Origin of the sequence: Deinococcus carri (assembly GCF_039545055.1) — a bacterium.
Classification (GTDB): Bacteria; Deinococcota; Deinococci; order Deinococcales; family Deinococcaceae; genus Deinococcus; species Deinococcus carri.
Genome location: NZ_BAABRP010000002.1, coordinates 208,524 through 234,298 on the forward strand (window position 1 = coordinate 208,524; position 25,775 = coordinate 234,298).

General features: G+C 69.7%; 31 protein-coding genes and 1 pseudogene. 1 reads left to right on the forward strand and 31 read right to left on the reverse strand.

Annotation, left to right across the window (positions count from 1 at the left end; all coding sequences use genetic code 11):
- Positions 1-87: 87 nt before the first annotated feature.
- The 15 genes from ABEA67_RS06050 to ABEA67_RS06120 all read right to left on the reverse strand — a co-directional run bounded on the left by ABEA67_RS06050 (position 88) and on the right by ABEA67_RS06120 (position 13,152).
- Positions 88-495, reverse strand: coding sequence for a hypothetical protein (locus tag ABEA67_RS06050; protein ID WP_345462438.1), 408 nt, complete (start codon positions 493-495; stop codon positions 88-90).
- Positions 496-797: 302 nt separating this feature from the next.
- The gene (locus ABEA67_RS06055) at positions 798-1,772 is read right to left on the reverse strand and encodes a hypothetical protein (protein WP_345462441.1); all 975 of its coding nucleotides are present in this window, start codon (positions 1,770-1,772) and stop codon (positions 798-800) included.
- 323 nt (positions 1,773-2,095) lie between these two features.
- Positions 2,096-2,800 carry a hypothetical protein gene (locus tag ABEA67_RS06060; protein WP_345462444.1) on the reverse strand — a complete coding sequence of 235 codons (705 nt, stop codon included), beginning with the start codon at positions 2,798-2,800 and terminating at the stop codon, positions 2,096-2,098.
- A gap of 149 nt (positions 2,801-2,949) precedes the next feature.
- A complete protein-coding gene (locus ABEA67_RS06065) occupies positions 2,950-3,222 on the reverse strand; it encodes a hypothetical protein (protein WP_345462447.1) in 273 nt (90 codons plus the stop codon).
- A 141-nt stretch (positions 3,223-3,363) separates the two neighbouring features.
- Entirely contained in the window at positions 3,364-4,146 is a 783-nt protein-coding gene (locus ABEA67_RS06070) for a PRTRC system ThiF family protein (RefSeq protein ID WP_345462450.1), read from the reverse strand.
- On the reverse strand, positions 4,143-5,309 hold the full coding sequence (locus ABEA67_RS06075; RefSeq protein ID WP_345462453.1) for a PRTRC system protein B: 1,167 nt from the start codon (positions 5,307-5,309) through the stop codon (positions 4,143-4,145). The genes ABEA67_RS06070 and ABEA67_RS06075 overlap by 4 nt, the downstream gene beginning before the upstream one ends.
- Before the next feature lie 201 nt (positions 5,310-5,510).
- Complete coding sequence (locus ABEA67_RS06080; protein WP_345462456.1) at positions 5,511-6,404, reverse strand: hypothetical protein; 894 nt, start codon at positions 6,402-6,404, stop codon at positions 5,511-5,513.
- The gene (locus ABEA67_RS06085; protein ID WP_345462459.1) at positions 6,401-6,589 is read right to left on the reverse strand and encodes a hypothetical protein; all 189 of its coding nucleotides are present in this window, start codon (positions 6,587-6,589) and stop codon (positions 6,401-6,403) included. Before ABEA67_RS06085 ends, ABEA67_RS06080 begins: the two co-directional genes overlap by 4 nt.
- Complete coding sequence (locus tag ABEA67_RS06090) at positions 6,586-7,584, reverse strand: hypothetical protein (RefSeq protein WP_345462462.1); 999 nt, start codon at positions 7,582-7,584, stop codon at positions 6,586-6,588. Before ABEA67_RS06090 ends, ABEA67_RS06085 begins: the two co-directional genes overlap by 4 nt.
- 39 nt (positions 7,585-7,623) lie before the next feature.
- Positions 7,624-8,592, reverse strand: coding sequence for a hypothetical protein (locus tag ABEA67_RS06095; protein WP_345462465.1), 969 nt, complete (start codon positions 8,590-8,592; stop codon positions 7,624-7,626).
- Positions 8,592-9,566, reverse strand: coding sequence for a hypothetical protein (locus tag ABEA67_RS06100; RefSeq protein WP_345462468.1), 975 nt, complete (start codon positions 9,564-9,566; stop codon positions 8,592-8,594). The genes ABEA67_RS06095 and ABEA67_RS06100 overlap by 1 nt, the downstream gene beginning before the upstream one ends.
- A 67-nt stretch (positions 9,567-9,633) precedes the next feature.
- Entirely contained in the window at positions 9,634-9,849 is a 216-nt protein-coding gene (locus tag ABEA67_RS06105) for a PRTRC system protein C (protein ID WP_345456954.1), read from the reverse strand.
- A gap of 70 nt (positions 9,850-9,919) precedes the next feature.
- Positions 9,920-11,143 carry a PEGA domain-containing protein gene (locus ABEA67_RS06110; protein ID WP_345462471.1) on the reverse strand — a complete coding sequence of 408 codons (1,224 nt, stop codon included), beginning with the start codon at positions 11,141-11,143 and terminating at the stop codon, positions 9,920-9,922.
- Positions 11,140-11,592, reverse strand: a complete 453-nt coding sequence (locus ABEA67_RS06115; RefSeq protein ID WP_345462474.1) for a hypothetical protein — start codon at positions 11,590-11,592, stop codon at positions 11,140-11,142. Before ABEA67_RS06115 ends, ABEA67_RS06110 begins: the two co-directional genes overlap by 4 nt.
- 57 nt (positions 11,593-11,649) lie before the next feature.
- Positions 11,650-13,152 (reverse strand): vWA domain-containing protein, encoded by a 1,503-nt coding sequence (locus ABEA67_RS06120; RefSeq protein WP_345462477.1) that lies wholly within the window; start codon positions 13,150-13,152, stop codon positions 11,650-11,652.
- Between the two features lie 84 nt (positions 13,153-13,236).
- Here ABEA67_RS06120 and ABEA67_RS06125 point away from each other — a divergent pair, with 84 nt between their 5' ends.
- The gene (locus ABEA67_RS06125) at positions 13,237-13,656 is read left to right on the forward strand and encodes a hypothetical protein (RefSeq protein ID WP_345462481.1); all 420 of its coding nucleotides are present in this window, start codon (positions 13,237-13,239) and stop codon (positions 13,654-13,656) included.
- 54 nt (positions 13,657-13,710) lie between these two features.
- Here the strand turns inward: ABEA67_RS06125 and ABEA67_RS06130 are convergent, their stop codons facing one another.
- From ABEA67_RS06130 to ABEA67_RS06205, 16 genes and pseudogenes are all read right to left on the reverse strand, one after another.
- Positions 13,711-15,285, reverse strand: coding sequence for an AAA family ATPase (locus ABEA67_RS06130; protein WP_345462484.1), 1,575 nt, complete (start codon positions 15,283-15,285; stop codon positions 13,711-13,713).
- A gap of 184 nt (positions 15,286-15,469) precedes the next feature.
- Positions 15,470-15,892 carry a type II toxin-antitoxin system VapC family toxin gene (locus tag ABEA67_RS06135; RefSeq protein WP_345462487.1) on the reverse strand — a complete coding sequence of 141 codons (423 nt, stop codon included), beginning with the start codon at positions 15,890-15,892 and terminating at the stop codon, positions 15,470-15,472.
- The gene (gene mazE / locus ABEA67_RS06140; RefSeq protein ID WP_345462490.1) at positions 15,889-16,119 is read right to left on the reverse strand and encodes a type II toxin-antitoxin system MazE family antitoxin; all 231 of its coding nucleotides are present in this window, start codon (positions 16,117-16,119) and stop codon (positions 15,889-15,891) included. The genes ABEA67_RS06135 and mazE overlap by 4 nt, the downstream gene beginning before the upstream one ends.
- Positions 16,120-16,324: 205 nt before the next feature.
- Positions 16,325-17,623, reverse strand: a pseudogene (locus ABEA67_RS06145) (IS701 family transposase).
- 66 nt (positions 17,624-17,689) lie between these two features.
- Positions 17,690-18,079: a hypothetical protein gene (locus tag ABEA67_RS06150; protein ID WP_345462493.1), complete on the reverse strand. Its 390-nt coding sequence runs from the start codon at positions 18,077-18,079 to the stop codon at positions 17,690-17,692.
- A 118-nt stretch (positions 18,080-18,197) separates the two neighbouring features.
- Complete coding sequence (locus ABEA67_RS06155) at positions 18,198-18,842, reverse strand: Rad52/Rad22 family DNA repair protein (RefSeq protein WP_345462496.1); 645 nt, start codon at positions 18,840-18,842, stop codon at positions 18,198-18,200.
- 110 nt (positions 18,843-18,952) lie between these two features.
- On the reverse strand, positions 18,953-19,393 hold the full coding sequence (gene ybiA, locus ABEA67_RS06160; RefSeq protein ID WP_345462498.1) for a riboflavin biosynthesis intermediates N-glycosidase: 441 nt from the start codon (positions 19,391-19,393) through the stop codon (positions 18,953-18,955).
- 464 nt (positions 19,394-19,857) lie between these two features.
- Positions 19,858-20,466, reverse strand: a complete 609-nt coding sequence (locus ABEA67_RS06165) for a hypothetical protein (protein ID WP_345462501.1) — start codon at positions 20,464-20,466, stop codon at positions 19,858-19,860.
- A 38-nt stretch (positions 20,467-20,504) separates the two neighbouring features.
- The gene (locus tag ABEA67_RS06170; RefSeq protein WP_345462504.1) at positions 20,505-20,771 is read right to left on the reverse strand and encodes a hypothetical protein; all 267 of its coding nucleotides are present in this window, start codon (positions 20,769-20,771) and stop codon (positions 20,505-20,507) included.
- 368 nt (positions 20,772-21,139) lie between these two features.
- Entirely contained in the window at positions 21,140-21,352 is a 213-nt protein-coding gene (locus tag ABEA67_RS06175) for a hypothetical protein (RefSeq protein WP_345462507.1), read from the reverse strand.
- A gap of 190 nt (positions 21,353-21,542) precedes the next feature.
- A complete protein-coding gene (locus tag ABEA67_RS06180; RefSeq protein ID WP_345462510.1) occupies positions 21,543-21,875 on the reverse strand; it encodes a hypothetical protein in 333 nt (110 codons plus the stop codon).
- Positions 21,876-21,899: 24 nt separating this feature from the next.
- A complete protein-coding gene (locus tag ABEA67_RS06185) occupies positions 21,900-22,238 on the reverse strand; it encodes a hypothetical protein (protein ID WP_345462513.1) in 339 nt (112 codons plus the stop codon).
- On the reverse strand, positions 22,235-22,939 hold the full coding sequence (locus ABEA67_RS06190) for a hypothetical protein (protein ID WP_345462516.1): 705 nt from the start codon (positions 22,937-22,939) through the stop codon (positions 22,235-22,237). Before ABEA67_RS06190 ends, ABEA67_RS06185 begins: the two co-directional genes overlap by 4 nt.
- A gap of 232 nt (positions 22,940-23,171) precedes the next feature.
- Positions 23,172-24,095: a ParB/RepB/Spo0J family partition protein gene (locus ABEA67_RS06195; RefSeq protein WP_345462519.1), complete on the reverse strand. Its 924-nt coding sequence runs from the start codon at positions 24,093-24,095 to the stop codon at positions 23,172-23,174.
- 392 nt (positions 24,096-24,487) lie between these two features.
- Complete coding sequence (locus ABEA67_RS06200; RefSeq protein WP_345462522.1) at positions 24,488-24,943, reverse strand: hypothetical protein; 456 nt, start codon at positions 24,941-24,943, stop codon at positions 24,488-24,490.
- Positions 24,944-25,332: 389 nt separating this feature from the next.
- On the reverse strand, positions 25,333-25,587 hold the full coding sequence (locus ABEA67_RS06205; protein WP_345462525.1) for a hypothetical protein: 255 nt from the start codon (positions 25,585-25,587) through the stop codon (positions 25,333-25,335).
- Positions 25,588-25,775 lie beyond the last annotated feature (188 nt).

Sequence of the window (25,775 nt, forward strand, 5' to 3'; positions counted from 1 at the left end):
GGGGATGTCTCGGGGGTGTTCGGGCGACGCCAGAGGTCCGGGTTGAAGCGCTGGGGTCTGGATGACATGGCGGGCCAGCGCTCCCCGTCAGGGGAGCGACGCCTGCCCCTCGGGCAGGGGTTTGCCCAAGCGCAGCTCGATCAGTTCCTGGCCCCGATCCACCTCGCGGGCCAGGGCGAGCCGCTGGCCCTGCACCCGCCGCGCCTTGTCCCGTACCAGGCCTTTCAGGGTCACGACCGGCAGGACCATGACGCACTTCATCTCGGCGTCGAAGGTGCACCACACGGCGTCCACCAGGCGGAGATCGTCCTCGGTGCTCAGGTGAGGCAGAGGCGCGCCGCTGGAGTCGTGCTCCATCCGGGTGGCAGGGAGGAGGTAACAGGAGTTGGGGCCGGAGTGGCCTTGCAGCACCCGCCGGGCCTTTTCGGCGAGTTCCGGCGTGGCGCAGCGGACAAGGGGGTGACCGTTGACGCTGGTGATGACGGTGTGGTTCAAGGGTCCTCCTGAAGCTGTGACCCCAGCGCCCCCGGGCGTGACCCCCGAATATGAGGTGCCGGGGTCGGCCTGCCGAGCAGGTGCGCGGGGTGAAACTGCAGCAACTCGTCCACCAGGCCGCAAGAGGTGCAGCGAAACAGCTCAGGGTCCTGGCGATGGGTCTGGTCGACGTACGGGCTGCCGCAGTTCGGACAGCAGATCGGCGAAGAGACGGGCGCGACTGTTGGTTCATTGGGGCTGATCACAGAGGTCCTCCTCAGTGAGAAGGGCGAGGGGCAGGGGAGGTCCTGCCCCCACGGCCCTCAGCCCAGGGATGGCTTCACGATCTGCATGGTGCGGGACTGCACCCCGGTGCTGTGCCCGGTGGTGCTGACTCTGAAGGCGTCCGGGTCGTTGGCCGTGACCTCGGCACCCACGCCCTCCAGCCAGGCCCGGAAGTCCCGCGTCCGTGGCTCCTGCCGGAAGAACGGCCCGTTCCCCATCACGGCCACCAGCACGCCTCCCGGGGCCAGCAGGCGGTAGGCATGCTGGACGTGCCCGATGTCGGCCAGCCCCTCGAAGGGCAGGTTCATCACGATGCGGTCCCACTTGCCCCGCAGGGCCATGCCGCCCTCGCCGATCAGGCAGCACCCCTTGGCCTCGAGCACCTCCCGCAGTCGACCATTTTGCTCGCAGACCTCCACGTGCAGTTCCGGCTCCAGGGTCAGCAGGGCGTCCACCAGGTCGCCCTTTCCCGCCTGCGGTTCGAGGACGCGCAGGCCGGGGTGGAGATCGGCGAGCGCCGCGAGGTGGGTGGCGAGTGGGGCGGGCGTGGGCCAGAACCCGGGAACGCGGTCCCCGACCAGGTCCCGTTCCAGGGCCGCCACCCGGTCCCGCCGAGCGCGGGACGGATCAACCCGCGCCTCCGCTAGGGCGCACAGGGCAGCGGCCGCCTCCACGGCGAGGGCCGGAGTGGTCAATCCGCACGCCTGCAAGGCCTCCCAGTTCCTCGCCTCGCTCGCAAGCAAATCGCTGGCAGTTCGCCGCGATGTGCTCGAAGGGCCCCCGGGGGCTGGCTCCCGGAAGATCGTCAGGACTCCGTTCACCTGCTCGGACGGGAGTTCGCGCAGCCAGCCGTACTGCACCGGTAGAGCCTCGACGCTGTCCAGCACGGTGGAGTGGGGACGGTGCGTCCGCAGCGCCTCGAACTCCTTATTGGTGAGGCAGACGCTGGTGAGCGAATGGGCGTGGTCGGGGCCGAGATGCACCAGCAGCTCGATCAGCTTGGGGTCGCCCACCTGGGCGAGTACGGCTGGGAGCGTGCCAGCTTCCAGCCCACCTTGCCACCGCGCGGTAGGCGCGCTGCAACCGGCGCAGTCGGAAGGCATCTGCGGCCCGGCTGCCGGCGCCCTGGCTGCGCTTGCGGGTCATGTTCATGCCCACGTAGGACGGCGCCTCCTTCTGCTGGGCCCGGCGCTCCAGACCGCCCTGCACGTCTGCGGAGCAGGGCGAGGACCTTGGGATCAACAACGGTGGGGGAGAGCGGGGCGGTCTCGGGCAGGGTATCGGTCATGGGAACCTCCATCCCCCGGGGCGGCCCCGCCGGGCCGCGACCCCTGCCCTATCTGGGGGGCAGGACCTGCCTGAGGGCGCGGTAGACCTGGCTGGGACTCAAGTCGAACCGCTCGGCCACCCGTCCCACCTCACCGACCGCCCGGCGCTTGTCAGGGGGAAGCGCCGCCTGCACGGCCCGCACCACATCCTCGGTGACGCGCCCTCGCCGGGGCGACGCGGGGACGGGAGCGGTCGAGGAGGCGGGCGGGGGCGCGCTGGCCTCCGGCACCACGGTGGACGGCAGCGAGTACACGAAGACGGCACCCACCAGTGCCCCGTGCAGTTCGCCCTCCAAGTGCATGACCTTGCACGTCTCCGCGATTTGCTCCCCGGGCTGGCCGAGTGCACGGGCGACGCCGGAGGCCAGGGCCGGACGGCCACTCAGACAGGCGCGGATGGCCGGACGCAGGTAGTCCCGCATCAGGGCTGGGTTGACCGGGGTGTAGGCACGTTCGTACCGCCGCTTCGTGCCACCCCGTCGGGCCAACCCACGGCTGCACAGGTCGTCGATGAGGGGTTGCGCGGCGGCGCGCGTCAGGCCCAGCACGTCGGCCAGTTGAGTGGAGCTGACCTGGGCGTGTTCGTTCAGGCAGGTCAGCATCCGCTCGATACGCTCCGGCGTCAGGCTCAGGGGTGTGAAGCGCTGCGGGTGGGATGGCAGCACCTGGGGCCGATGGGCTGGAGCGCGGGGGGCGGGAATCGTCTGTGACATGGCAACCTCCACGCCACCCCGGCGGCCCAGGGTGGGCCGCGACGCCTGCGGCCTTCAGGGCAGGGGAAAGGTTCTGGGTTTGATCGGTGCCAGGAGCAAGGTGGCCCTCCTCGTGTGGGTCCAGAAGTCGTGGGACCTTGCCGTGAGCTTCAAGGCATGTCCTCCTCAGGACAAGTCAGGAATACGGCCGGATGCCCCTCGGCTTGAGCGGCGTCCTGAAGAGCATCCATCCAGTGGAGAATGCCGCTCAGGGCTTCTAGCCAAGTGGACAACACTTCCCGCTCTTCGGTTCTTCCGTAAGTCATGGCCGCGTCACACCGCTTCTCCAAGTCGTCGATCACGAGGAGGAGCTGGAGCTTCTGCTGGGCCAGCAAGGCCCAGTCGGTGTGGGTCAGCACCTCGCTGATGTTGGTTCGTGTCATCCGTCTCCCTTTTCAGATCCTTCAGGAAGCCAGTGGAAAGGCCCCGGCTCTGCCTGCACCTGTTCCCGAAGCCCTTCCCTTCCACAGGGGCAGGGAGGACGGGGACGCCCTGCCCCTGTGGACTGCTGATGGGGGAGAGCGCTAATCCGCCGCCTCCCTCCCCCTGGCTTGCTCGGCATACACCGGATTGACGATGTGCGAACTCGCGTCCACGAACACCCCGGTCACGTCCAGCCGGCGCTCCAGGATCACCCGCCAGAGGATGTTCAGGGCGTGCTGCGCGAGCAGGGCGTTCAGGAACAGGTCCTGGCGCTTCAGGCTTTCCAGCGCGCTGCACGAGGGCTGCTCGTCCTCCGCGAGGCGCGTGTTCACCAGTTCCGGGTACAGCTCGCTGGCAATGGGCAGCCGCCCGGTACGCCGGGAACCCCAGTTGCGCAGGTTGCTGGGCTCGCCGAGGACGACCTGACCACCGAAGCGGCCGTCCGGAAAGCGGGCGTTGCCGATATCCAGCCAGAAGCGGGTCCGGGCGCAGGGGCCGGTGGTGATCATGCGCCGGATCTCCGCCCGGCCCCGGCGCGAGTCCACGCACCCGATCACCAGGTCGAAGTTGGGGAAGCCCAGTCCCTCGGCGAAGGTCCGGGGTACCGCACGCCAGTGCAGGCCGTGCGCACGGTTGATGCGGCTGATCAGCACCTCGCACTTGTGGCGGCCGACGTCACCTGGGTAGAAGCGCTGGCGCATGACGTTGTGGGCCTCCACGGTGTCCGGATCGTAGGCGACGACCGTGAGCCCCTGCCCGCCCAGCGCGATCAGGGCGTGGTGCAGGTGGGTCAGGCCGCTGAGGATGTGGCTGCCGGTGCCGCCGCACCCCACCACCGCGACGGTCATGGGGCGCTTGAGAGGACGCAGGTAACGGCGGGTCATTGCAGGGCCTCCCCCAGGGTGCGGCCCGCGGGCACGAGCCAGGCCGGGTCGAAGGTGCGTGCGCGTTCGGCGGCGAGCCACAGTTCGGCGTGGCTGCCCCCGAACGAGGTGATCTTGCGGGTGCCCGCGGCGTGGTGGGTGAAGTTGGAGCCAAAAAAGGCGCGCTCCCACTCGTCGGTACGCCCCGCGTCCACATGCCCGGGATACGGGGTGGTGCCCCGGCACACGCCGTGCCCCTGGAAGATGTTGAAGTAGGGCGCGCACATCAGCGGAGTGTCCGCGCCCGGGCGGGTGTTCTCGGCGAGGGCGTAGACCGTCAGGCTGCCCCGCCGCGCGATGAACAGCAGAGGAGGCTGCGGGAAGACCCGCCCGCTCAGCTCGTTCACGGCCTGGTCGGTGTGGCTGAGGAAGAACATGGCCCGGTTCTGCGCCGGGGTCCACCAGGCGACGGCGAGGGCGCTGACGGCCACGGCGTGCTGGGGCACGAACTGGAGTGCGGTGGCACCCAGGCTGTCGAGCAGCTCCTTCACGTCGCCGGAGGTCAGCGGGTGCGCCTCCGCGACGTGGAATTCCTGGCCCTGCCGGTAGGCGGGGTGGAACTCGGCGATCGTCTGACCGGACTGCCGGTCGCGGTAGACCAGGATGGCGGCGTGGGGCTGGTAGTCGCGTCCGGCGTCGATCTGGATATCCACCTGCATAGTTACCTCCTTGACAATGGATTCCGGTGCCCCGGCAGGGGCGCGACGACCGCGGCAGGGGCCCTTCTGTCCGCCTCCCCGCCGCTCCACATCCCCCGTCATGCCCTGGGCAGTTCCTCCCAGCCGCAGCCCAGGACGCGCCAGGCCTTGCCGTCCGGCATGACCACGACGTCCCAGGGCACACATGGAGTGCGCGCTGGACGCCCGAGCACGCACCCGCGGGTCGCGGAGCCAGCCTTCCTCGGTGAAGTGCTGGCAGATCACGAAGACCGCCTCGGGCTCCGGCACGTCGAGGGTGGCGACCAGCCGGTACGCCTCGGGGAAGGCTGGAAACCTGGCCTTCCAGTGGGTGAGGGCCTGGAGCTGGAATTCCTTGGTTCTCGGCTGCCAGACCTGTACCGGAAGCATCCCAGCGCGCACCTGGTCGCCCTGGCGTTCGAGCGGGGAGTCGCCATCGGCGGGCACCTCGATGGAGCCGGAGGCGAGGACCGCTCCCTCCTCCTCGGTGATGCGCCCGGCTGGAGGCCCATCTGAAGGATGCGGCGCTCGAAGCCGTCCTGGTAGGTGGTGAGGTGCTGCCGGGCCGTGTCCTCTTCCTGAAGAATGGTCAGCATGCCTTCCTCCTGCCGCGTCAGCGGCGACGCTGGGCGGAAGTGGAGCCAGGCGTCAGAGTTCCTGAAGCAGGTCGAGCAGCGCCTCGGTGTGGCGGAACAAGGTCTGCGCGTGCCGGGCGTAGGCGTTGAAGACCCTGAGCCCGCCCGGGTCTACGTTTACCCGCAACGCCGGGCCGAGGTCGACGGTCTCCAGGAACTCGGTGGCGAACTCTACACTCAAGCCCTCGTCGCCTTCGTAAAAGACAATCACGTGGGGGCAGGGCCGCTGCTGCGACGTGTGTCCGGCCGGGATGCGCCGGTCGAGATGCACCAGGGCCACGAGCTGCTCGGCGATGCGGCGGTGCAGCGGCGTGGCGGCTTGGCGCTCCAGGGTGGGGAGGGAGAGCAGCTTGCGCCCCGGGTCAAGGCGAAGCTGCCGCGCCACCGTCCAGGGATCGAGCATCTCGTGCATCTCGGCCCAGACCTGCACGTCCCGGTCGGTGAGGTCCTCCTCCGGGATCTGCTGGTCCACCGCGCACTGGCCCCGGAAGGACTCGAAGTCGCCCCATCCTCGGGTGTAGTGGTGCCAGGCGTCGTAGGGGGTCCAGACGGACAGGCCCTGCGAACTGGCAGTGCTGAGGTAGGCCATGACAGTTTGCAGCCACAGCGGGTCGGTGGCATTCAGGAACTCTGCCGAGAGGCTGCGGGACTCGATCACCGGCTCGAACCTCACCTCCAGCGTGGCCGGATGGTGGCTCTCGACCTCCAGGCGCAGCATGGGGGTGGCGGCCTCTGGAAAGCGGGCGCGCAGGCCGTCTCCCAGGGCACGCCCGGCGAACATCGGCAGCGTCTCACCCGGCTGGGGCCGCCCGGGCAGCAGACCGTGGCGCGCGAGGTGCTCGAACACGCCCACGTGCTGCGTCACGGTGCCGCTGCGGAGGTGGGACCTCGCGCGGTGGATGTTCACGGCAGCAGTTCCGCGTCGTCCGGGTGCGGGACGTGCAGCGCCGGGCCGACGTGCTTCAGCCCGGCGACCGCTTGGGCGAGCGCGCGGTGCTCGGGTGAGCGTTCCCCCTCCAGAATCTTGGCCCCCGCGTCCTTGGGGTCCTGAGGCGCGGTGTGCAGCCACTTGATCAACTCCTGCTGGTTCATGATGGCCTCCGTGCAAGTTCTCTGAGGACCTCCCGTGCGGCGCGTTGCACGCGCGGCGCGACGGCCGCGTAGTCCAGCAGCCGCCGGGCGGCGGCCACGTCTCGCAGGTGGACCACCCAGTGCGGCGCGAACTCGGTGTTCATGCCCCGGTCGCCCAGGTCATCTAGGGCGTGTTCGACCTGGCAGGGCACGTGGGGCTGCCCGGGCCGGTCGGGGGTGGAGACGAACAGCGCGGCGGCAAACCCGCCCACCGTGGCGCTGTAAAAGGGGCCGTCCTCCCCGGCCTTCCAGTCGTCCCAATCCGGGGACGGCACCTGCCGCGAGGCCTCGTGCAGGGCCGTCAGGGCGCGAACCACCCGCCGCAGGTGGGGGTGCCCGGCGGCCAGGCGTGCGAGACTTCCCAACTCGAGCGGGGCGTCGGTCAGGTAGGGCGCCAGCGCCTCGGCCATGACGGTCGGGGTGGTGGTGCCCTCGTCGGCCAGGGCCGCCTCCAGGGCGGGCACGTCCTCGGCCTCGATGCCGTACTCCTCGGCGAGTTGCCACAGTCCTTTCTCGCGTCCCGAGGCGGTGGTGACGTTGATCTCGGGAAAGGTGTACTCCAGCGCGAACTGCGGGGTGAAGACCGGGTAAACCCCTGCCGCCCACTCGCACAGGTGGTACAGCACGCTGCCGAGCGTCCCCTCCGGCAGCCCCTGGTAGAGGGCGGGCAGGTGATCGATATGAGGGATGTTCATGCCTTGGGTGTGACGCGCGAATCCAACGGATACGGTGCGGGTGCGCTGGGTGACCTCGTACACCAGGCACGCGCAGTCCAGCTCGTCCAGGGGTGTGAGGAGCGGCGTCAGCACCTCGCGGAGCACCCAGACCGTGGGGTGGTCATCCGGCAGGGGAGGAGCGGCCAGGGGTGCACCCGCCCGGATTAGGTGGTCGAATCCGGCGGGCGGTGCCGCTTCTGGCCGTTCGTACAGGTGGAAGCGCGCTTCATGAATCTGCATGGTGGTCCTCCGGTCCGCCGGGAAGCGGGCGACTCCTCCTCACGCGGCGCGCAGGTCGGCCAGGATCGCCCGCAGGTGCCGGACCAGATCCGGGGCGTGGCGCAGGTAGGCGGCGGCGGCGAGGCGGTGTTCGGGGCGGTGCAGGTCCCAGGCGTGCAGGGGTCGGACGCCCCCCTCGTTCATCTGCTGCTGAAGGCTGTGGAAGGCATGTTCGACCCAGCCCAAGTCCTGGCTGCCCGTTGGCGTCGTCGTGAGGAGCACAACCACTGGGTCCTCGCCGTCCACGCTGTACGGGGCGGACATGGCGTCCGGCCAGTCGCCTTGGGACACGGGCTGAAGCCTCGCCGAGACGTCCCCGGCTTGTTGTAGCCGCCGCACCACGGCCAGCGCCCGCCCCGGCAACTCCGTGGCCTGCACCGCGAGCTGCTCCAGGGTCACGGGAACGGTCAGGAACGGGCCGAACTCGTGCAGGAGGGTGCGGGGGGTCGGGCGGCCCTGGGCCTCCAGCGCCGTCTGAAGGGCATCCACATCCGAGTTCTCGCCCTCGACCCCGTACCACTCCGCCAGGCCCTCCACGATCTCCTGCTGCTCGCCGGGCATGGTGAAGTTGCCGTACATGCCCAGCAGATGGTCCCCGGCGTCGAAGGGAGACATCACTGGCATGACGGGCCTCGCCACGGCGTGCAGGTGGGGCAACAGCCCCGCCACGAAGGTGTGGCCCCAGGCCCGCGCCGCCCCGGCCAGGGAGACGGGCTCGTGCGCCTCGTCGTCCAGGTTGACGAACGCGATCAGGTCTTCCTGCTCGGCGTAGACCCCGAAGTGTCCGGGCAGCTTGAGGCGGCGCAGGGGGGGCAGCAGGGCCTCTTCGATGAAGACCTGCGGTGTCTCGTCCGGCTCTGGGTCGCGCCCTGGGGTGAAGCCCGCTTCGAGGCAGAGCTGGCCGAACTCCACCAGCGAAGGGTCCTGCTTCCCGCTGCACAGCCGGGCCGGGGCGGCGTGTATCCGCATCACTTCCCTCCCAGAGCATGAAGGGCCTTCAACCAGGTCCGGACGCCCTCTTGCAGGGCTGGGACCTGCGTCAGGTAAGCGTCGAGGCGCTCCAGGTCCCCGTCGCCCTGAAGCACGAAGGTGCGCAGGGCGTACTCGTCGCCGCCCTGGTACTGGAGTTCCCCGTGCATCTCGCGGGTGAAGCTCAGCCGCCGGGGGTCCCGGGTGGGGAAGGGGTCCACCAGCAGGCTCTCGCGGTAGTACGGCCACAGCGCCTCGCAGGAGACCGAGCACTCCACGTCGGAGTATTCGGGCAGGGCCTCTGCCTGCCGTTCGAGGGCTTCCAGGTCGTCCACGAGGGCCTGCACCCTGGGGGGGAGCGTCAGGCCGGGCAGCACCGATTCCGGGCGCCACAGCCTGTAGCCGGGCACCCGGCGTTCCACCTCGCTGGGCAGGCGGACGCCCCCACGCCGCGCCAAGTCCAGCGCTGCCTGCACGGGCAGGTCCGGCGGGGCGTCCCACATGCCCAGGTCGGTGATCAGGTCCGCGAAATCCTCGTCGCTCTCCGCGCCGTGCAGGTGGTGCTGGGAGTACAGACCTAGCGCCTCGACGGGCGTGAACAGCGGCAGGACCTGCTGGCTGGCCTGGGCCGCGCGGCCCAGCAGTTCGGGCAACAGCAGGCGGTGGAGTTTTCCCAGCGCCCGGCGCGCGCCCCCCAGGTGCATCGCCGTGAAGGTCTGCACGGGGACGTAGTGGAACTGCACCCGCAGCACCTCGTCGTTCGTGTCGTGGGCGGTGTCCACCACGGCTTCCAGGTGGGAGCGCAGGGGGCGCAGAGTGCCTTGCAGGGCGCTGAGTACGTAGTCCAGCACGGTGCCGGACGTGCCGGTGAAGTCGCGTTCCGCCATCGCCAGGGCGAGGGGGCGCAGGTTCAGGCGGGTGACGGTGGGGGAGAGCCGGGCGATCAGGGACGCGGGCGCGGCATGGAGCAACATGAACACCTCGCGGTGCGTGAAGGGTGCCGCCCCCGGGGAGGAGGCGGCACCGGGTGGAAGGCCGACCTCAGCCCTTCGTGCCGACCGCGCGGCGGAAGGTGTACTTGTGGACGTTCCCCTCCACCTCCGGCCCCTCGATGCTGGCGTTCGTCAGGGACGGGGTGTTCACCGCCAGCAGCTTGCGTACGTCGTCGGGCGTGCCGGAGGGCATGGGGTCTTGCATCGGCTGCCCACCGTTGAGATCGGCGTACACGAACTTGCGGACCACGACGTTTGCTTCCATAGGTGTTCCTCCTGGGACGTGAAGTTCCCGTGCTTCCGGTGGAGGGGGTGCCGCCCCCTCCGACGCCTGCTTACGATCCGAAGAGCGTTGGGGGTGCGTCGTCCAGCATGGCCGTGACTTTGGTGGGGGGACCCGCCTTGACCGTGGCGTGCCAGGTGAAGGACTTCTTGTGCTCGGCCTCGACCAGGACCTTGTACATACCTTCCGGGAGTGGCCCGGCCGGGTTGACCGGATTCCCCGCAGAGTCGAACACCGTGACGGCCGCCCCACCCGGGGCCTGGACCTCCAGCGAGCCGCCCAGCGTGAAGGTCAGTTCGGCGGTCTTGCCGCGCTCGACCTTCACCGTCTGCTTGGCGGTCTTGTAGCCCTCGGCGCTGGCCTCGATGGTGTACCGGCCGGGGGCCAGGTCGTTGTCCCCGATCTGCACCGTGGTGCCGTGGCCGCTCAGGGTCGCCTTCAGGCCAGCGCCGGGAACGTCCACCTTGATCTTCAGCTTGCCCTTGTGGCGGTCGCTGGCAGGGGTCAGGGCGGGGCTCGTCGTGGCGGGCCTGGCGGGCGTAGCCGCCTTCGTCTGCGTGACCTTCGCTTGGCTGCGTGCCTGGTCCCGCAGGCTGCCCTGCACGGCTGGGCGGTACTCGCGCAGGGCGTACAGCAGCTCGGCGCTATCGAACTCCTCCACGGTGCCGGTGAGGGTCAGTTCACGCAGCCCAGGCAGGTTCAGCGGCTTGACCTGGGCAGTGATGCGGCCGTCCTCCCCCAGGCTGAGCGTGAAGGCCAGGGCGCTACCTGGGCTCATCAGGCTCGCCAGGTGTCCGAAGACCTCCCCGCTCGGGGGGGGCAGTTCCGGGGCGGCCACCGCGTCCGGCACGGTGGCCGCCTCACCCTCCACGGTCTCCGGCGTGGTCGCCTCACTGCTCTCTTCTTCCTCGACCTCTTCCACCTCCTCGTCCGTGTCTTCCGTCTCGCCCGCCTCGTCTTCCGAATCGCCCTGCTCCTGGGCCGGAGACGGTGCCTCGGGGGCAGGAGTCACGGGCTCGGGTGCAGCGGGTGCAGGCGGCGTCAGGGTCGCGGGTGCGGGGGGCTGGGGAACCGGTGGCACCTCCACGCCGCCTGCAGGCACGACCGGAGCCGCCCGGCCAGGCTGAACGGGCGCCACAGGCACGGGCTGGGGTGCCGGGACCTGCGGCGCCGGGGCGGGTGGCGTCGTGGGGGCCGGCTCGGCCGCCTCGGCACCGCCCCAGTTCTTGAAGAAGGCCCCGAAGTTGCTCTTGCCGACGTTCATACCGTCCGTCATCTCGACCTCCACCTTCCCGGAGCGCCCCCCGGGCGCGACACCTGCGAGGAGGCGTTCTCGCACTCCGGATGCTTCGAAAGGCCCTCGCGCCCCCGTTGCGCGAAGGCGTGTCGCCGAGTGACCCGCCGGGGCCGGGGCGGGCGTAGGCCACCCCGGGGCATCAGGCCGCGCTCGGGGTGTAAGGCGGTGTGCAGGAGTTGGCGAACCGGTGAGTAGACCAGTAGCAACTTCTTTCCCTTCCACCACACCTGCACCACCTGGCGGTTCTGGCGATCTCGCCGCACCACCTGGAACCGGATCTGGCGGTCACGGATCAGGCGGCACAGCCGCATGTACTCCCCGCTGTGCAGGCGCAGCCCGTAGTAGTGCTCAAGGCGGCGGTTGACGTGGGCGAGGCGGGACAGGACGTCCTCGTCGAGAACGGGGTGGCTGAGCACCGAGGGGAACATGATGAGCCTCCAGCGGAGCGAGGGTCCACCCCGGCGCGGGGGTGGGCAGGGACTGGGTCAACGGCGGAAGGCGCGCAGGCGGGCAAGGATGATCCCGGCGAGTCCGGCGTGGTCGCGGGCCAGCAGGAGGGTCCCGAAGGCGGCCTGCCAGGCCTGCGCGACCTCCAGGTCGGCGGCCTCGCCGATCAACACTGGGAGAACCTGCACGTCGCGGTGCTCCTGAATCAGGTGCCCACAGGTCGCCATATCCTCGGGGTCCAGACCGCCGTCGCAGATAACGATGTGCAGGTGGTTCTCCCCAGGACGGCGGGGCGCGCCGAGCGCGCGCCTCATCGCTGGGGCGAGTTCGGTGAGCCCGCGCGGGAAGATCGTGCGCAGGGCGGAGGTCGCGGCCGCAGCGGGCATCCCGAATGGCACGGGTTCCTCGACCAGGGAGTCGAAGGCGATCACCCGTACCGGCACGTTCGCGATCTGCGCGGCGCGGATGCCCATGTGCAGCGCGCGGATCGCGCAGATCATGCGGCCGTCGTCGGCCATGCTGCCGCTGCGGTCGACGATCCAGGTGACGTGCAGCTCCCGGGGGCGCGTGGGCTCCTGGCGGTGCCGGAACAGCTTCTTCTTGCCCTCGATGTAGCGGCCCAGATCAAGGTTCCCGCGCGACTCGTGCGGTCGGGTCCGCCCCGGCGCGGCGCGCTCGCGCAGCACCGACGCCACCAGCCGGGCTGGCCCTTCCACGTCCCCGGCGGTGAGGATGTCGGGCAACTCGGCGACTGGATCGGGAGGCGGTTGATCACCGGCCCCGGCGTCCTCCCCTCCACCCGGGCCACTCGCGTCGCCCTCACCACCCCCCTGAGCCTGGCCGTACGGGTCGCCCGCGCCGTCCGCGCGAACCTGACCGCCAAACGGGTCCTGCGCGTCCTCCTCGTCCAGCCCCAGCAGGCCGAGGATGCAGCGGGCGATCCAGGTCACCCGGTCGCTGTCCGGGGCACGCCACGCGGCCTGCACCAGCGGCCAGATGTCGGCCCACTCGTCGGGGCAGGCGGGGACCCACTTGGGCGCGGCACGGTCGTGCTCCCAGCGCATCGCCAGGCACCCCTCGAGCGAGTCGAAGTGCCACTTCGGACGGCCCTGCTCGGCAAGGACGTCGCCCAGAAAGTCGAAGGCGGGCACCAGCTCGGGGTACCGGGCGGCCATCCGCCGCTCCATGCGTTCGTCTTCCAGCGCGTTCCAGAGCTGGCCGAGCAGCGCCAGCGGCTTGTCGCCGCTGAACTGGACGTGCCCGGCCTCGTGGGCCAGGATGGCCCGGATCAGTAGGGCGCGGGTGCCGTGCTCGTCCGGGGGCGCGTGCCGCAGCACGCCGGGGTCGGTGACGGGCAGCAGGTCGGGGTCGAGGTACACCACCTTCGCCACCGGGTCGACGGCCGCCGTGCCGACCCGCGCCGTGAGCAGCACCGTGAAGTCCCCCTTGCGGCTGTAGAAGCGGAACAGTTGCCGGGTGAACTCCCGCCAGCCGAGCTGGTGCGGCCAGGGGAGGGGAGAGGGTCCTCTGGGGACGATCATGATTGCTCCTTTCTGTCCCACCCCGGCGCCGCCGCGCGGCGCGACTCCTACCGGGCGGAACCAGCGCGCCCCTACCGTTTGGACATGCAGAAGTTCGCAGGTGAGACGTGGGGCGACGTGGGCTACCGCGTGTTGGGCATCGTGGGGCTGGCGGGCGCCGCCGCCCTGTCTGTTGGGAACTTGGTGGTCTTGCTGTCCCGGCCCCGGCCCGCGGTCACCGTGGGCGTGTTCATGCTGGTGGTGACCCTGGTGCTGGAGGTGCTGGCGCTGATCTTCGTGTGGCGCAGCGGGGGACGCGATCTCCGGCCCTCGCCGCACGGTCCCCCGGCGATGCTGGCCGCCCTGCTGGGGGGCGGCGTGGTGGCGCTGGACGTGCTGGGGTTCGGCGTGCCGCTGTCCCTGGCGCTGGCCGGGCGCCTGGTGGGGTTGGTCGGTCTACTGACGCTGCTCGCGTTGCTGGAACCGGCGACGGCCTGGGCGGTCCCGGAACCGGAAAGCGCCTGACGAGTGACCGCTGGACGCCAGAGCACCCCTCAGTGCTCTGGCGATCCTCGTCTGCTACACCAGCTTCAGCGCCTGCTCGTTCAGCACGCGCCGCAGGTCCTCCAGTGCGGCGAGCTCCAGTCGCCCGAAGTCGTTCCGGGGCACGCAGAAGGGGATCAGCGTGGTCTCCGCCGCCCGCCGGAACGCCTCGTGCCGTTCCCACCCGTCCTCCACCAGCGCCTGGATGGCCTCCAGCCAACTGATTACCACCCGGGGATTCGCCTCGCGCTCCAGCAGTCCGGACCGGCTGACGTGGTTGGCCCGGGTCTCCACCTCGACGCTGTACAGGTGGGCCGCGAGTTGCGGATCGCCGGACAGCCGCTCGTACAGGGCCACGGTGACGGCCGGGTCGCCGTACTCCAGGTCGAGGTGGAGGTTGAAGCGCCCCAGCAACGCGGTATCGACGCTCTGCCCGGCCTGGATGTACCCGTCGCCCAGGTTGGTCGTGGCGATGAACAGCACGTTCTTCACCGGGGCCCAGACCAGCTCGCCGTTCTTCAGCCGCAGCAGGTAGTAGCGGCCCTCGGGGAGGTGAGGCACGCCCATCAGCCCCGCCTCCTCAGCGCTGACGTGGTCGAGGATGCCCACGGCGCTGGAGAGGTTGATGGGGTCCGAGCGCAGCAGCTCGTCGAACAGCAGCACCACTGGCCCTTCCTGGGCGCGCACGAAGGCCTGGGTGAATGGGCCGTCCACCCACTCGGGCTTGCCCTCCACCATCTGGTAGCCGCCGAGGAAGTCCTGGTCGTCCATGTTCGGGCTGCCCTTGACCACGAACAGCGGACGCCCCAGCCGCACGGCGGCGGCCTTGGCCGTCTCGGTTTTCATCACCCCCGTGGGGCCGGTGATCAATACCCGCCCGCCGCGGCGCGCGACCCGCAGCAGTTCGTCCAGCGGCGTGTTCCCGGTACTCGGGTGGGGCGTGGAAGTGGGCTGGCTGCCCTTGAGGACGGTGAACTCCTCCGGGGGCAGGAAGGCGGTGGCCTGCGTGGGCTCGGCGTCCAGGTGGTCCATCTCGCCTGCCAGGAACAGGGCCTTCATGCTGTAGTAGAGGCTGTCGATCAGGGCCATCATGGCGAGCGTGGCGTCAGGGTCGTTGCTCGCCTGGCGCAGGTCGGCCTTCGTGAAGGTTGCTTGGCCAGGTGTGCGCGGGCCGCGCAGGCGGGAGAGTTCGCCCACCAGGCGCCACCAGCGCGCCTCGACTTCCACCAGGGCCGGGTGGCACTTCAGGACCGCCAGCACGACCGTCAGGGCGAACGGGCCGGTGCGGCCGATGCCACCCTCGAAGGTGATGTGGGTGCCATGCACCGTGGCACCGAGCCAGCGGTTCCCACTCTTGCCGCCCGCGGTGGTGGGGTAGCGGATCAGCACGTCCTGCCCGTTGCCCGGCGTGGCCTGGACGTCGCCGGTCAGGACCCCGCAGATGGCGGTGAGCACACCGAAGCCGACGACGCTCTGCACCGTGGTGTCCTTGTGCTGTGAGTGTGCGCCCGGCGGGATGGCCTGGTGGTAGGACAGGCTGGGCCACACCGACTGGCTCTTGGTGTGGGTGAACGCGATGGCATTGACGGCCGACCAGAAGTTCTGGGACACGGGGCACCTCCGCCTCCCCGCTGCCCCCTGTGAGGGGGGCGACTTCTGTCCGGTACGTCGGTTCTGTTCAGTTCACGAAGGTGGTGCGGGTGCCTCCAAGGCGCGGCCCGCACCCCGCCCGGCTGATTCCCGGTGCGGGCCACGCTCGACGCCGGTGGAACTCAGATCGGTGCCAGGCCGACCCTCACAGCGTGAGGAGGGTCAACGCCGGAAACGCCAGGCGGTAATGCTGTGGGTCCAGCGTGGCCAACCGATCCGCTTTCATCTCAGCATGCGCGCCGATCAGAAAGTCCGCCAGGATGCGCCGTGGGACGCCTCCGCCACTCGCCTTCCTCCGCACCGCATACGCCTGGAAGGCCACGCCTGCCGCCTCCCACACCGCCAGCGGGAACGCCTCCTCGAGCGCGATCCCCGTGTCGTGCAGGAACTCCCCGATGAACACCGGGGTGTGGGGAGGTGTGCCGAGCAGCTCGCTGTACACCACCGGACTGATCAGGAGCGGACCGCTTCCGCGTGCCCGCTCCAGAAGGTCGATCAATGGCAGGGAATTCGGTTCGGCTTTCAGGATGGCGCTGAGGACGTTCGTGTCAATGGCCGTGCGGGTCACTCCTCCGCACCGTCGCGCTGCTGGCGATAAAACGTCACGCTGTCCTGCCCGGCCTCGAAGGGCGGGGATCTCCCGACCCAGGCCAGGAACGGACTGACGGGCGCAGCCGGACGGAGCAGCTCGCCCTGGACCTCGACCGTATCGCCCTCTTTGAGACCAAGTTGCACGGTGACCTCCTCGGGGAACACGAGCTGGCCGCCCTTGACGACGCCTTTGATGGTGGTCATATGTGGCCTCCTGAACGAAGTGTAGGGCTGGGAAACCGTCCCATGCGTGCCGCAGGACAGGATCAGGATCGCCCGGCAGGACAGAGGGAGGGGTGATCATGGCCGTTGTAGACGACGTGCATCAGAGGCTGGATCATAGACTCAAGGGGACGGGGCAGCCCCGCTGGCCCTCGCCGACACCCCCTTAGCTGTACTTCGGGGAAATTCAGGGGCCGCTGAATAACGTCGTGCAGAAGCGGCATTGTCGGCAGGGAGGTGGCCGGGGCAAGTCCCCGGCCACCTGCACCCGAATGGCAGGAACGGTGTCACCGCTTAGGTCATCGGGCTGGGTCAGGCGCAGCCATTGCAGGAAAGTCAGGGCGACCATACACAGCACGGCGTGGTGATGCAGACCTTGCCAGGAACGGCCCTCGAAGTGGTTGAGGCCGACCTCCTCCTTGAGTTCCCGGTGGGTCAGCTCACAGGCCCAGCGACGCTTGGTGACTTCGACCAGGCGCGATAACGGCGTGTTGGCGGGCAGATTACAGGCATAGTATTTCCGCTCCTCCCCCCGACGCTGTTCTCCGATGATCCACGCGGCTTGACCCGGCAGGTGTTGGCCTTGGGCGTTCTCCTCCCCGTCGGCCAGGCGAACATACACGGCCGCAAAGCGTCCTGAGAGTGCGCCCTTGGTTCCGTGTCGCCAAACCAGGTGCTGCCATGCAGCACCTGCAAGCACTTCTCCTACCGTTCGCCGATCCTCGGAGGGGGTTGGGTGCGTTGGTCTTCTGCCACGAAAGATTCTGGGAATGGGGATCAATCGGACGTCCTTGGGGTAGACCGTTTGAGTGCGAGTGATCCCCACCGACCACAGCAGTCCTCGCTCGGTCAGCGCGTGTCGGAACTGAGCGTTCACCCCGTACCCCGCATCCGCCAGGACCATGCCGAAGGTGACGTATTCGCGCACCCGGTCCAGTTCCTTCAAGGCCAACTCCCACTTGGTCTGCGGCGGCTGGTGTTCCAGCGGAACACCAGCCGCCCTGAGCCGAACTGGATCACTGGTCCATTCCAGAGGAAGAAAGAGCCGGAGCGCGAGGGGAACAGGCAGCTCGTGCTGGGCCAGGGTTAGAGAGACGAGGCATTGTCAGGTCGTGATCTTCCCGACCTGCCCGGAATACTGCCGGGCGACGCCTACCGATTTGGTGCCGAACTTGGTCAAACACGTGTCGTCAATGATCAGCACGGCATCGTTCCCGCCCAGCATCTGCTCAGCCCGCTGGGCGAGCAGGGTCTCCAGGGGCTCGGTGTGCCACGGGCTATCCGTGATGAACTGCTGGATGTGGTCTGCTTTCCCGGGCGCCACCACCGCTGCCAGGGGTTGCATGCTTTTCCGGTGGGCCGCACTGCACAAACCTCGCACGTACAGCGGGGCCCAGATACGTTGGGCTTTGTGGCGTAAGGGCGTCAGGAAGGGTGCGAACCAGGTGGGAAAGTGTCGGGTCCAAGGGGGAAGAGGACGACGCATAGCACACAGGCCAGCATCACGGATGCTGGCCCTCATACTCCCGCCCTGAATTTCCCCGAAGTACAGTTAGAGGAGGTGGGGAGCCAGCAGAGCCAGCGCCTCCTCTAAGGTCAGGGTGCAGGCCACCTGCTGACCGCGCACCTGACGCGCCCCCTGCCACACCAGGCCCCGGAGGGTCATCACCTGCCGGGTAATCACCCCGCCGAATGGATCGAGGGTGGCCTGCACCGCCAGCACCAGCTCGGTGTCCTCGTCCCGGGTGAGCCGTTCGAGGGTGCAGCCCTGAGCATCGCGTTCCTCGCCGGTGGCAGGCTGCATGAAGCAGCAGTCGGCACCGGAGTGGGTGGCCAGAACCTGGGAGGCCCGCTCGGCGAGGGCGAGGGTAGCGCAGTGGGCCAGGTGGGTGCCGTGCGGCGTGGTAAGGACGTAGGCGGGCACGGGCGGGGGTTGGGTCATGGCATGCTCCTTTCGCCCCTGCCCGCTGCGCCCTCTGGGCGCGACGCCTCGCCACCCGTCCAGGCACGCCCTGGCCCCGGGAGCGGCAGGTCTCCCCAATGCTCCCGGGGCCGACCACTCAGGCTGGGGTGTCCTGCCCGCGCTTGAACGCGTCGATGCTGCCGAGCGCTGCCTTGAGGTGCTTGTACACCTCGCGCTGGAGATCGAGGTCCTCGGGCAGTTCGTGCCGGAGCTGCTCCAGCGCTTGGGCGAGGTGGGCTCCACCGGCGGTTCGCTCGTAGTCCGGTCGCGCCCACTCGGGCAACTCGGGGGTGGCGGCGGGTTCACGTCGCGTGTCGTTCCAGTCCACCCAGGTTTTGGGCAGGTCGTACAGGTAGCGTCCGATGCCGAACTGCACCGCGCAGCGCTTCAGGGCATCCGAGGACGCGGCCTTGAGGGTGCCCGCCTCCCCCTCGCCCGCCTCGCCGATGTCCTCGCGGGTCACACCGAGGACCGTCAGGCGGCCCTTGACGGTGGGGGTCTGTGTGCCGGGGACGACCACGATCTCAAAGGACCAGTCGTCCGGGCACACGGCGTCCAGGCGGTCCTGCACAGCGCGCGCGTCCACGTAAGCGACCAGCAGCGCGCGGCCGCGGTCCTTGGTGAAGGCCTGCGGCTTCCAGCCCACCAGGTGGCTGGAAAAGGGGGCCTGGAGCCTCCGCTGGACCTGGGACAGGTGTGACGGGGCAGGGGAGAGGGGCAGGGGGCTGGGCTGGTCGGGCATGGGTGTCCTTTCTGACCCCGTGGGGCCACCCTTCCGGGGCGGGCACCGGGTGCCCGCGACTCCCTTGTCCGGCCGGAAGAGGAGGCCTCCCTTCCCGCCGGACAGAGGGGTTAAGCCGCTTGAAGCTGCGCGGCCATGATCTCCTCTCGCACCTGCATCAGCAGCACCCCCAGCCGGTTGAGGCCCTGCCCACGGTAGACGCCCCAGTAGCGGTCGCGCCACGTGTTGTCTTCCACCAGCGCGGCGTCTCCAGTGGACAGCAGGCGCTCGCGCAGGTCCGGTTGGCGGAACTTCACGCGCAGCATCGCCAGCATCACCTCCTCCTTTAGGTCGTCCCAGCCCGGGCGCAGGGTGACCTGTTGCCCGGCCTGCCGCGCCTCCGCCGGGGTCGGCAGGGCGGCGATGACGGCCCGCTCGGCGAGATTCTCGGTCTTGCAGGCCTGGAAGGCGTGCTCCACCGTGGGATACCGCACCCCACGCACTCGGATGACGGCAGGCTCGAAGTTGCTCAGGAAGGCGTACTGATCACGGAACCCTCGTATTTCGGTCATGCCGGACCGTTCCCCCGGCCTCGCCGGGGGGACCCCTGAAACCTGGGCGGGGCAGGCAAGGTGGGGGAGGCGGCCACAGGCAGCGCCGTTCACCCGAAGCTGGCTTGCTGCCTGGCGGCTCAAGGCTCCTCCAGCGGCACGAAGGTCTTCCAGTTCCCTGGCAGATCATGGACCAGGTATACCCGTGGCTGCCGGTGCCGTCGCACCTGTCGCAGGTACCGGTGGGTCAAAGCGTGCCAGGCGGGTGGGCCGCGGGGTGGCGGCCGCTTGGTCGAGGAGGGTCCAGAAGGAGGGAGGGAGCGGGGTGGACACGGTCCCTTCACGGTCAGGGAAAACAACTTTCTTCCTGGTGATCTCTCGTCTTTCATGGCGGACCGGTCCCCTGGCCCCGTCCGGGGACGACTGAAGCTGGAACCATCCCGTTGGGTGGGCAGGGTGGCCGTCCGCGGACCATGGACCTCGCCTCAGTTCGGGTCCCTTGGGCCGCAGGGCTGGTCCCCGGGGTCGCTCCCGCGCGTGCCCGTGTGCTGCCGCTCGTGGCGTAGGGCGTCCCGGTAAGCGACCGCGAATGCCAGGAAAGGTGTGGCGGCACAGGCGGCGGATGTCCGTCCGGCAGCCGAAGTGACCTGAGCGTCGCACCGGCCAGGCTGCTCCTCCAGGTCGTAGCGCCAGTTTCGTGCCAGAACTGCCGCCCGCAGGGCGAGCTGCACCAGGGGTTGCACGCCCGACCACTTGAGCTGCTCGGGCTCAGTCCAGACCATGCCCGCCCAGGAGAACAGCACGTCCTGGAAGGCGAACCCGTCTGGGTCGAGGACCGCGAGATCGCGGACGACATCCGCCAGGGCCTCTTGCGTGAATTCAGGCTCGACCAAGGTGACCGGGGTGGGCTGTGCATCCAGCTCGGCGAGCAGGGAGGCGGCAGCATCCCGGGCGATCAGGTCCCGTGCGGCGTCTCGGGCCTGGCGGTAGGCTTCTTGTTCCTGCCCACCCTTGAAGGTGATCTGGCCGCACTCCAGCGCGGCGAGCAGGGTGGAGAGGGCCAGGGCAAGCTCACGGCGATCTGCTGGCAACATGGCCACCTCCCGGCCGCGCTGGCGGCGGTGACGAAGGGTCAATCCCGGCCACCCAGGCGTGCCAGGACCTCCCGCTCGGCGCGGCTCAGCCGCAGACCTTCCTGCGAGAGCAGGCGCTCGACTTCGCTGGCCTGGACCACCCGCCGCACCACCTCCTCGTGGACAGGAGCGGTCAGCCAGGGCCGCCGCATCACCTGCTGCACGAAGCGGCCGCTGCCAGGGTGGGGCGCGCGCTCGATCACGACCAGCAGGCTGCCTCGGCAGGGCGTGATGTCGGCCCGGGTCCGTCCCTGTTCGATTTGCACGGCTGCCCGCCGCGTCCCCTCCGGGGCGCGACGCCTCCTGCAAAGGAAACCTGGCAGGGCGGCTGGGAGAAAGGCACCAGGACGACGTCAAGCGGGCCGGTCCTGGCCGCCCCGGTGTGGCAGCCGAGTGCCGCGACGGATCGTGTTCACGACCCCGACTTCCTTCACAACGGGACGAACGTTCTGACCTGCCTCAGCCGAGCGATGCAACCGATCATGCTCACAATAGTCAACGCGATTACCAGCACGATGAACGCCAGGACGAGGCCGTTGCCCAGCGGCTGGGGAAGACCCAGCACGGCGTCATACGGCTGCGCTGAGGGTCAGCAACAGGAGGCCGAGCAGGATCGGCAGGCCCAGGCCGCTCGTCAGTTGGGCTGCCTTTCGCCACGGGCACGCTCCTCGCGGGCGCGCTCCTCGGCTTCCCACTCCTCGACCAGCTTGGGGCCGGCGCGGCGCGTCTCCAGGGCGGCCTCCACCCAGGAATCTGGGAGGTTCAGGCGGCGGGCCAGGCGTTCGTGCTCGCTCAGGTGCTCCTCGCCCTTCACGGGTTCGGTCTGATCGTTGGAAAGGTCAGACATCAGCGTTCTTCCTCCTGTATTCCTCCCCGTGGAAGGCTGAGGGGTGCTCGATCTTCTCGCCCCGACAGGGGACCCGGGCCCGGCCTTCCCCGAGGGTAGGGGGGAAGAGGTTGCCTCGCCGCCTGGCCCCAGTGCTGACCCGCAAAGCCAACGGTGCGTCTATGTCCAGCACCTCCACGCTTTCCTGTGCTCAGGACACGCGCGACGCCTGGAGGCAGGAATACTTACCCGTGTTGTGCAGGACTTCGAACGCACGGTAGGGGCGGCCGATCTGGCGCGCGTTACGGGCCAGTTGCGCCAGTTCGCGCAAGCGGGCGCGGGTGGTCCGCTCGGGGGAGGGGTTCTGGATGGCCGGGTCGTCGATATCACGGCCGTGCAGGCCATGCAGGTAGAAGTGCTGGCGGTGGCATTTCACCAGGTACAGCAGGTATCGGGCCCTAAGGTACTCCCCACCGCTCAGGTTCCCCCGGCAGGCCGTGACGAAGAGGCGGTCGGCGAGCGCGAGTGCCTGGTCGAAATCCATACAATCTCCTCCGGTGTGGGCACCTCACCCGCGACGGGCGGCGCGCTCTAGCGGCAGGAGCACGTTCACCACCTGCTTGCGGGCAACTTCACGCAACCAGCCCAGTTCGTCGGGCGTGTACTGGTCGGCGCGCGTCCGCTTGGGGAGCCACGGCCGTAGGTTGGCCACCACCGCCAGGCAGGCGAGCGGCTCGGCCTCTACCGGGAACGCGGCGCTCGCCAGTTCCTCCAGCGTGGCCTCTTCCAGAAAGCCGCTGAGGTCCCGCACCAGGCGGTACAGGTCCTGCGCGTTGCCCTGGGGCGCCTCACCCCCCAGCAGCGCCTCCGCCTGCCGCCGCAGGGCCGCGAGATCGGCGCCACTCACACCGGGAACGCGAAGACGGGGAGACCACTTCGCTGCGCGGCCGCGAACTGCGCCCGGTTGGCCCCCTGCACCCCGCCCTGGCCCACGATGTGGCTGATCCCAGTGATCGGCACCGACGCGAAAATCGCCCGGGCGTAACGCACAGCGGGCGCTCCGGCCCCCAGGCGGCCGCGCAGCTCGTACTCCCCCTCGCCGAGGTACCGCGTGAGGGTGCCCGGCGTGGCACTCGGCGTGACCCACCAGTGCAGGCCGGTGCAGCTCGTGTTTGCTGGGTGGCGCTTGCCCGTCGGGCAGACGTGCGTCCCTTCCAGGTGGGGCACCAAGGCCTCGGGGTTGGCGACCAGGGCCTTGGGGTGGATGAACAGGAAGCGGCTCTGGGCGCTGAGCTTGCCCACCGGTAGGGTAGGGGAGATCTTGCGCGAGAAGCCCATGCGCCGCGCCTCCTCCCAGAAGTCCGGCACGAAGGGGTAGTGCGACTCGCCGATCAGGTCCACGACGTGCGTGACCCCCTTGGGATCGGTCCAGAGCGTGACGCCCAGCGCGTTCACGCTCAGGTGGGTGGGCACCAGGGTGGGAAAGTCCACCAGGAAGTGGTCGAGCGGGTGGGTGCCGCTGGCCAGGACCGCGCATTCGAGGTACCACCCGCCGAGAATCCGTCCGTCGCCGCAAAGCCGCCGTCCACCCTGTGCCAGTCCGTGCATGCTGCACCTCCGTCCCCCTCCGCCTGCGCGCGCGAGCAGCGCGACCCCTGCTCAGGGCGGAAGGTCATGCCCGACAAGGACCTCAGGCGTAGGGCCTGCGCGACGGAGGAGCTGGGTCATGGGCACCTTGGGGGCGTGGCGGGCCGCGGCGACCTCTGGCAGCCCCAGGAAGGGGCGGCGCAGGTTAGAAGCCCTCTCCCCATGCCCGCACCGGCCCTGGTCCTGCTGACGCTCAGGCAGCCCCGGAGCGGGTCGCGCGAACCCGGTTTGGGGGACGGTTCAGGGCGGGCGGGGCTGGCACCTCCGGCGGGGCGGGTTCCGGCGCGGCCTCCACGGTGGGTGAAGCGGCCGGTTCCTCCGGCGCGGTCCCGTCACGGGCCAGGTCCAGCAGCGCCTGGGTCAGCGCGCCGAGGTCCACGCCCTCGTGGCGGGCCATCGCCGCCACCCGGCTGGCCAGGTCGGTCACCACGTCCACCTCGATCAGCGGCGCCGGGGCGTCTTGCAGGGCGGCGCTCAGCACGTCGCCCAGGTCCCCTTGCTGGGCCACCCGCGCACCCTTGAGGTCGTCGGCCGTGAACTTCGCGCCCGGGTCGCCCGCCACCTTGGCCTGCAAGGCCCCGACCGCCTGCGTGCGGTACGGCTCGTTCAGAGCGGCGATCTGCTCGACCACACCGGCGGCCACCCGCTCGCCGACCAGGTCCAGCACCCACTCGGGCAGCTCGAGCAGCCTGGCGCGCTTCTTCAACGTACCGAGCGGCGCACCCCACAAGTCCGCCACAGCTTTGAGGTTGTACCCCTGGTTCAACTTCTCGCGCAGGGCCAGTGCCTCGGCGACCGGGTTGTTCGAGCGGCCCAGGTTCTCGATGCCGGTGATGTCCGCAGCCGACCCCGCGCTGCTGCTCACGAACGCGGGCACTTCCGTCAGCCCCACGTCCCGGGCGGTGTGGAAGCGGCGGCTCCCGGCGGAGACGCGGTAGCGGTAGGGACTGCCTTCCGGTGCCGGGTACAGTTCCAGCGGCGTGAGGATGCCGAACTCCGTCACGCTCGGGCCGATGGAGTTGCGTGCGCCCCGCAGCTCGGGCGGCTCAATCTCCGCCAGGGGCACCACCTGGTACTGCCGCTCGCCTGAATCCTGAAACAGCGGTGTTGCGTCCATGCTGACCTCCACCGCGGCCACCGCGCCGGTGTGATTCCGGCGCGACCCCTATCGGCTCTGCCTCCTGCCCGACGCTCAGCCCGAGCAGGACGGTGGCGGCGCACAGGACAAGCGCGGCACCACGAACGAGTGGGGTGCCTAGACACCCCCATGAAAAGAGGGGGCCGCGGCGCCGCGAACCCCCGCGAAGGGCTCAGGTCAGATCACCTGCGGCTCACTGCCCAGACCCGAGGTGTCAAACCGCCACCTGGTCAGGAACGTCCAGAAGAAGTTCCACATGTTCTCACCTCCTTTCACATCCGTCCTGGCGGCGGCTTTGTCCGCCGCGACTCCCCACACAAAAAGGGGAGACGGGCCATCCGCCCGCACGTCTCCCCCTGCCTCTGCTGAATTCAGTCCGCCGCGTTGTCCACCGTCGGTCCCGGCCCGGCCACCTGCCAGAACGCCTGTACGTACGCGCGGGCCCCTTCGAGCCACCCCACCCGCTGCTCTTCTCTGACCCCGGCTTCGCGGCACAGCGCGAGCAGATTGAGGCGGCGGATACCCACCCACGTCCCCCGGAAGTGCGCCCGCGCGCTGGCATATCCGCCCAGCACGGCACCGCTGAACACGCGCTGGCGGGTGGCGAACGTCAGCACGTCCGGCATCGCCAGGTGGCCCAGGCACTCCCACACCAGCTCGTGCCCCTCGGCGAGAGTGCTGAAGCGCAGGCTCACGCCCTCGACCGGCGTGCCGGTTCGGCCCACCGCGTGGAAGAGTTCCCGGTGGAATTTCGGGTTGGGGTGGGTCAGGCGGAAGTCCGATTCCCGGAAGGCCGCGATCACGTCGGCGCGTTCGTCCTGTGTCATGCCCTCCCACGGCGCGCGAAAGCGCGCGACACCCCGAGCCCGGCAGGCACTCCAGCACCTCGCCGTTCAGCTCGACGACGTCACCCGGCCTCGTGCTGCGCGCCGTCTCCTCCGGCACCAGGCGGCGGACGCCCAGGCCGCGTGCCCAGTGCGAGTTGCCGAAGTGCTGCACCACCCGGAACGCCATGTCCGGATCGGTGCACCGCTCCACCTCCGCCACCAGCACGAAGTCGTTCGGCCACCGCGCCCCGGGGCCCTTGGCATGAAACACTTTCGCCACCCCGTCCTGTACCTCGGCGTTCTCCCCAGCGCCGCAGGCGCGAAGGCTGAGCGTCCTGACGAGAGCGGTGCCCGCCGGGCCGACACAGCGAACTTGCGGAGCAGAGCAGTCAGTTGCCGACCTCTTCCCCCTGGATGCTTTCAGCGGGCGCGGTCGCCGCGATGATCGCCTCGATCATGGACGGGTGAGTGCTTAACCCTCCAAAGGGTGGGCCGCCCTCCAGAGCCAGGCAGGTCCCCTCAAGGGCGGTCCTGGCTTGCAGCGCGGCCGCGTGCGGGTCCTCCGCATCGAGAACGGCCCCCACCGCGAAGCGGGTATCGTCCAGACACACCCGCAACCACTCGTGTCGGCCAGCGGCCGACACGAGGCTGGGGGGCCGGGTGGTCGCGGTGGGCCATCGGGGTCACTCGGCGAGCTCTCGAACCATCTCCTGCAACAGCGTCATCGGCATGGGTACCTCACGAGCGCAAGAGACGAAACAAAAGATCTCCGGCCTCCCCGCACCGTGGGGGAGACCGGAGGCCCGCATCCCTTCCTGACCGACAGAGGGGA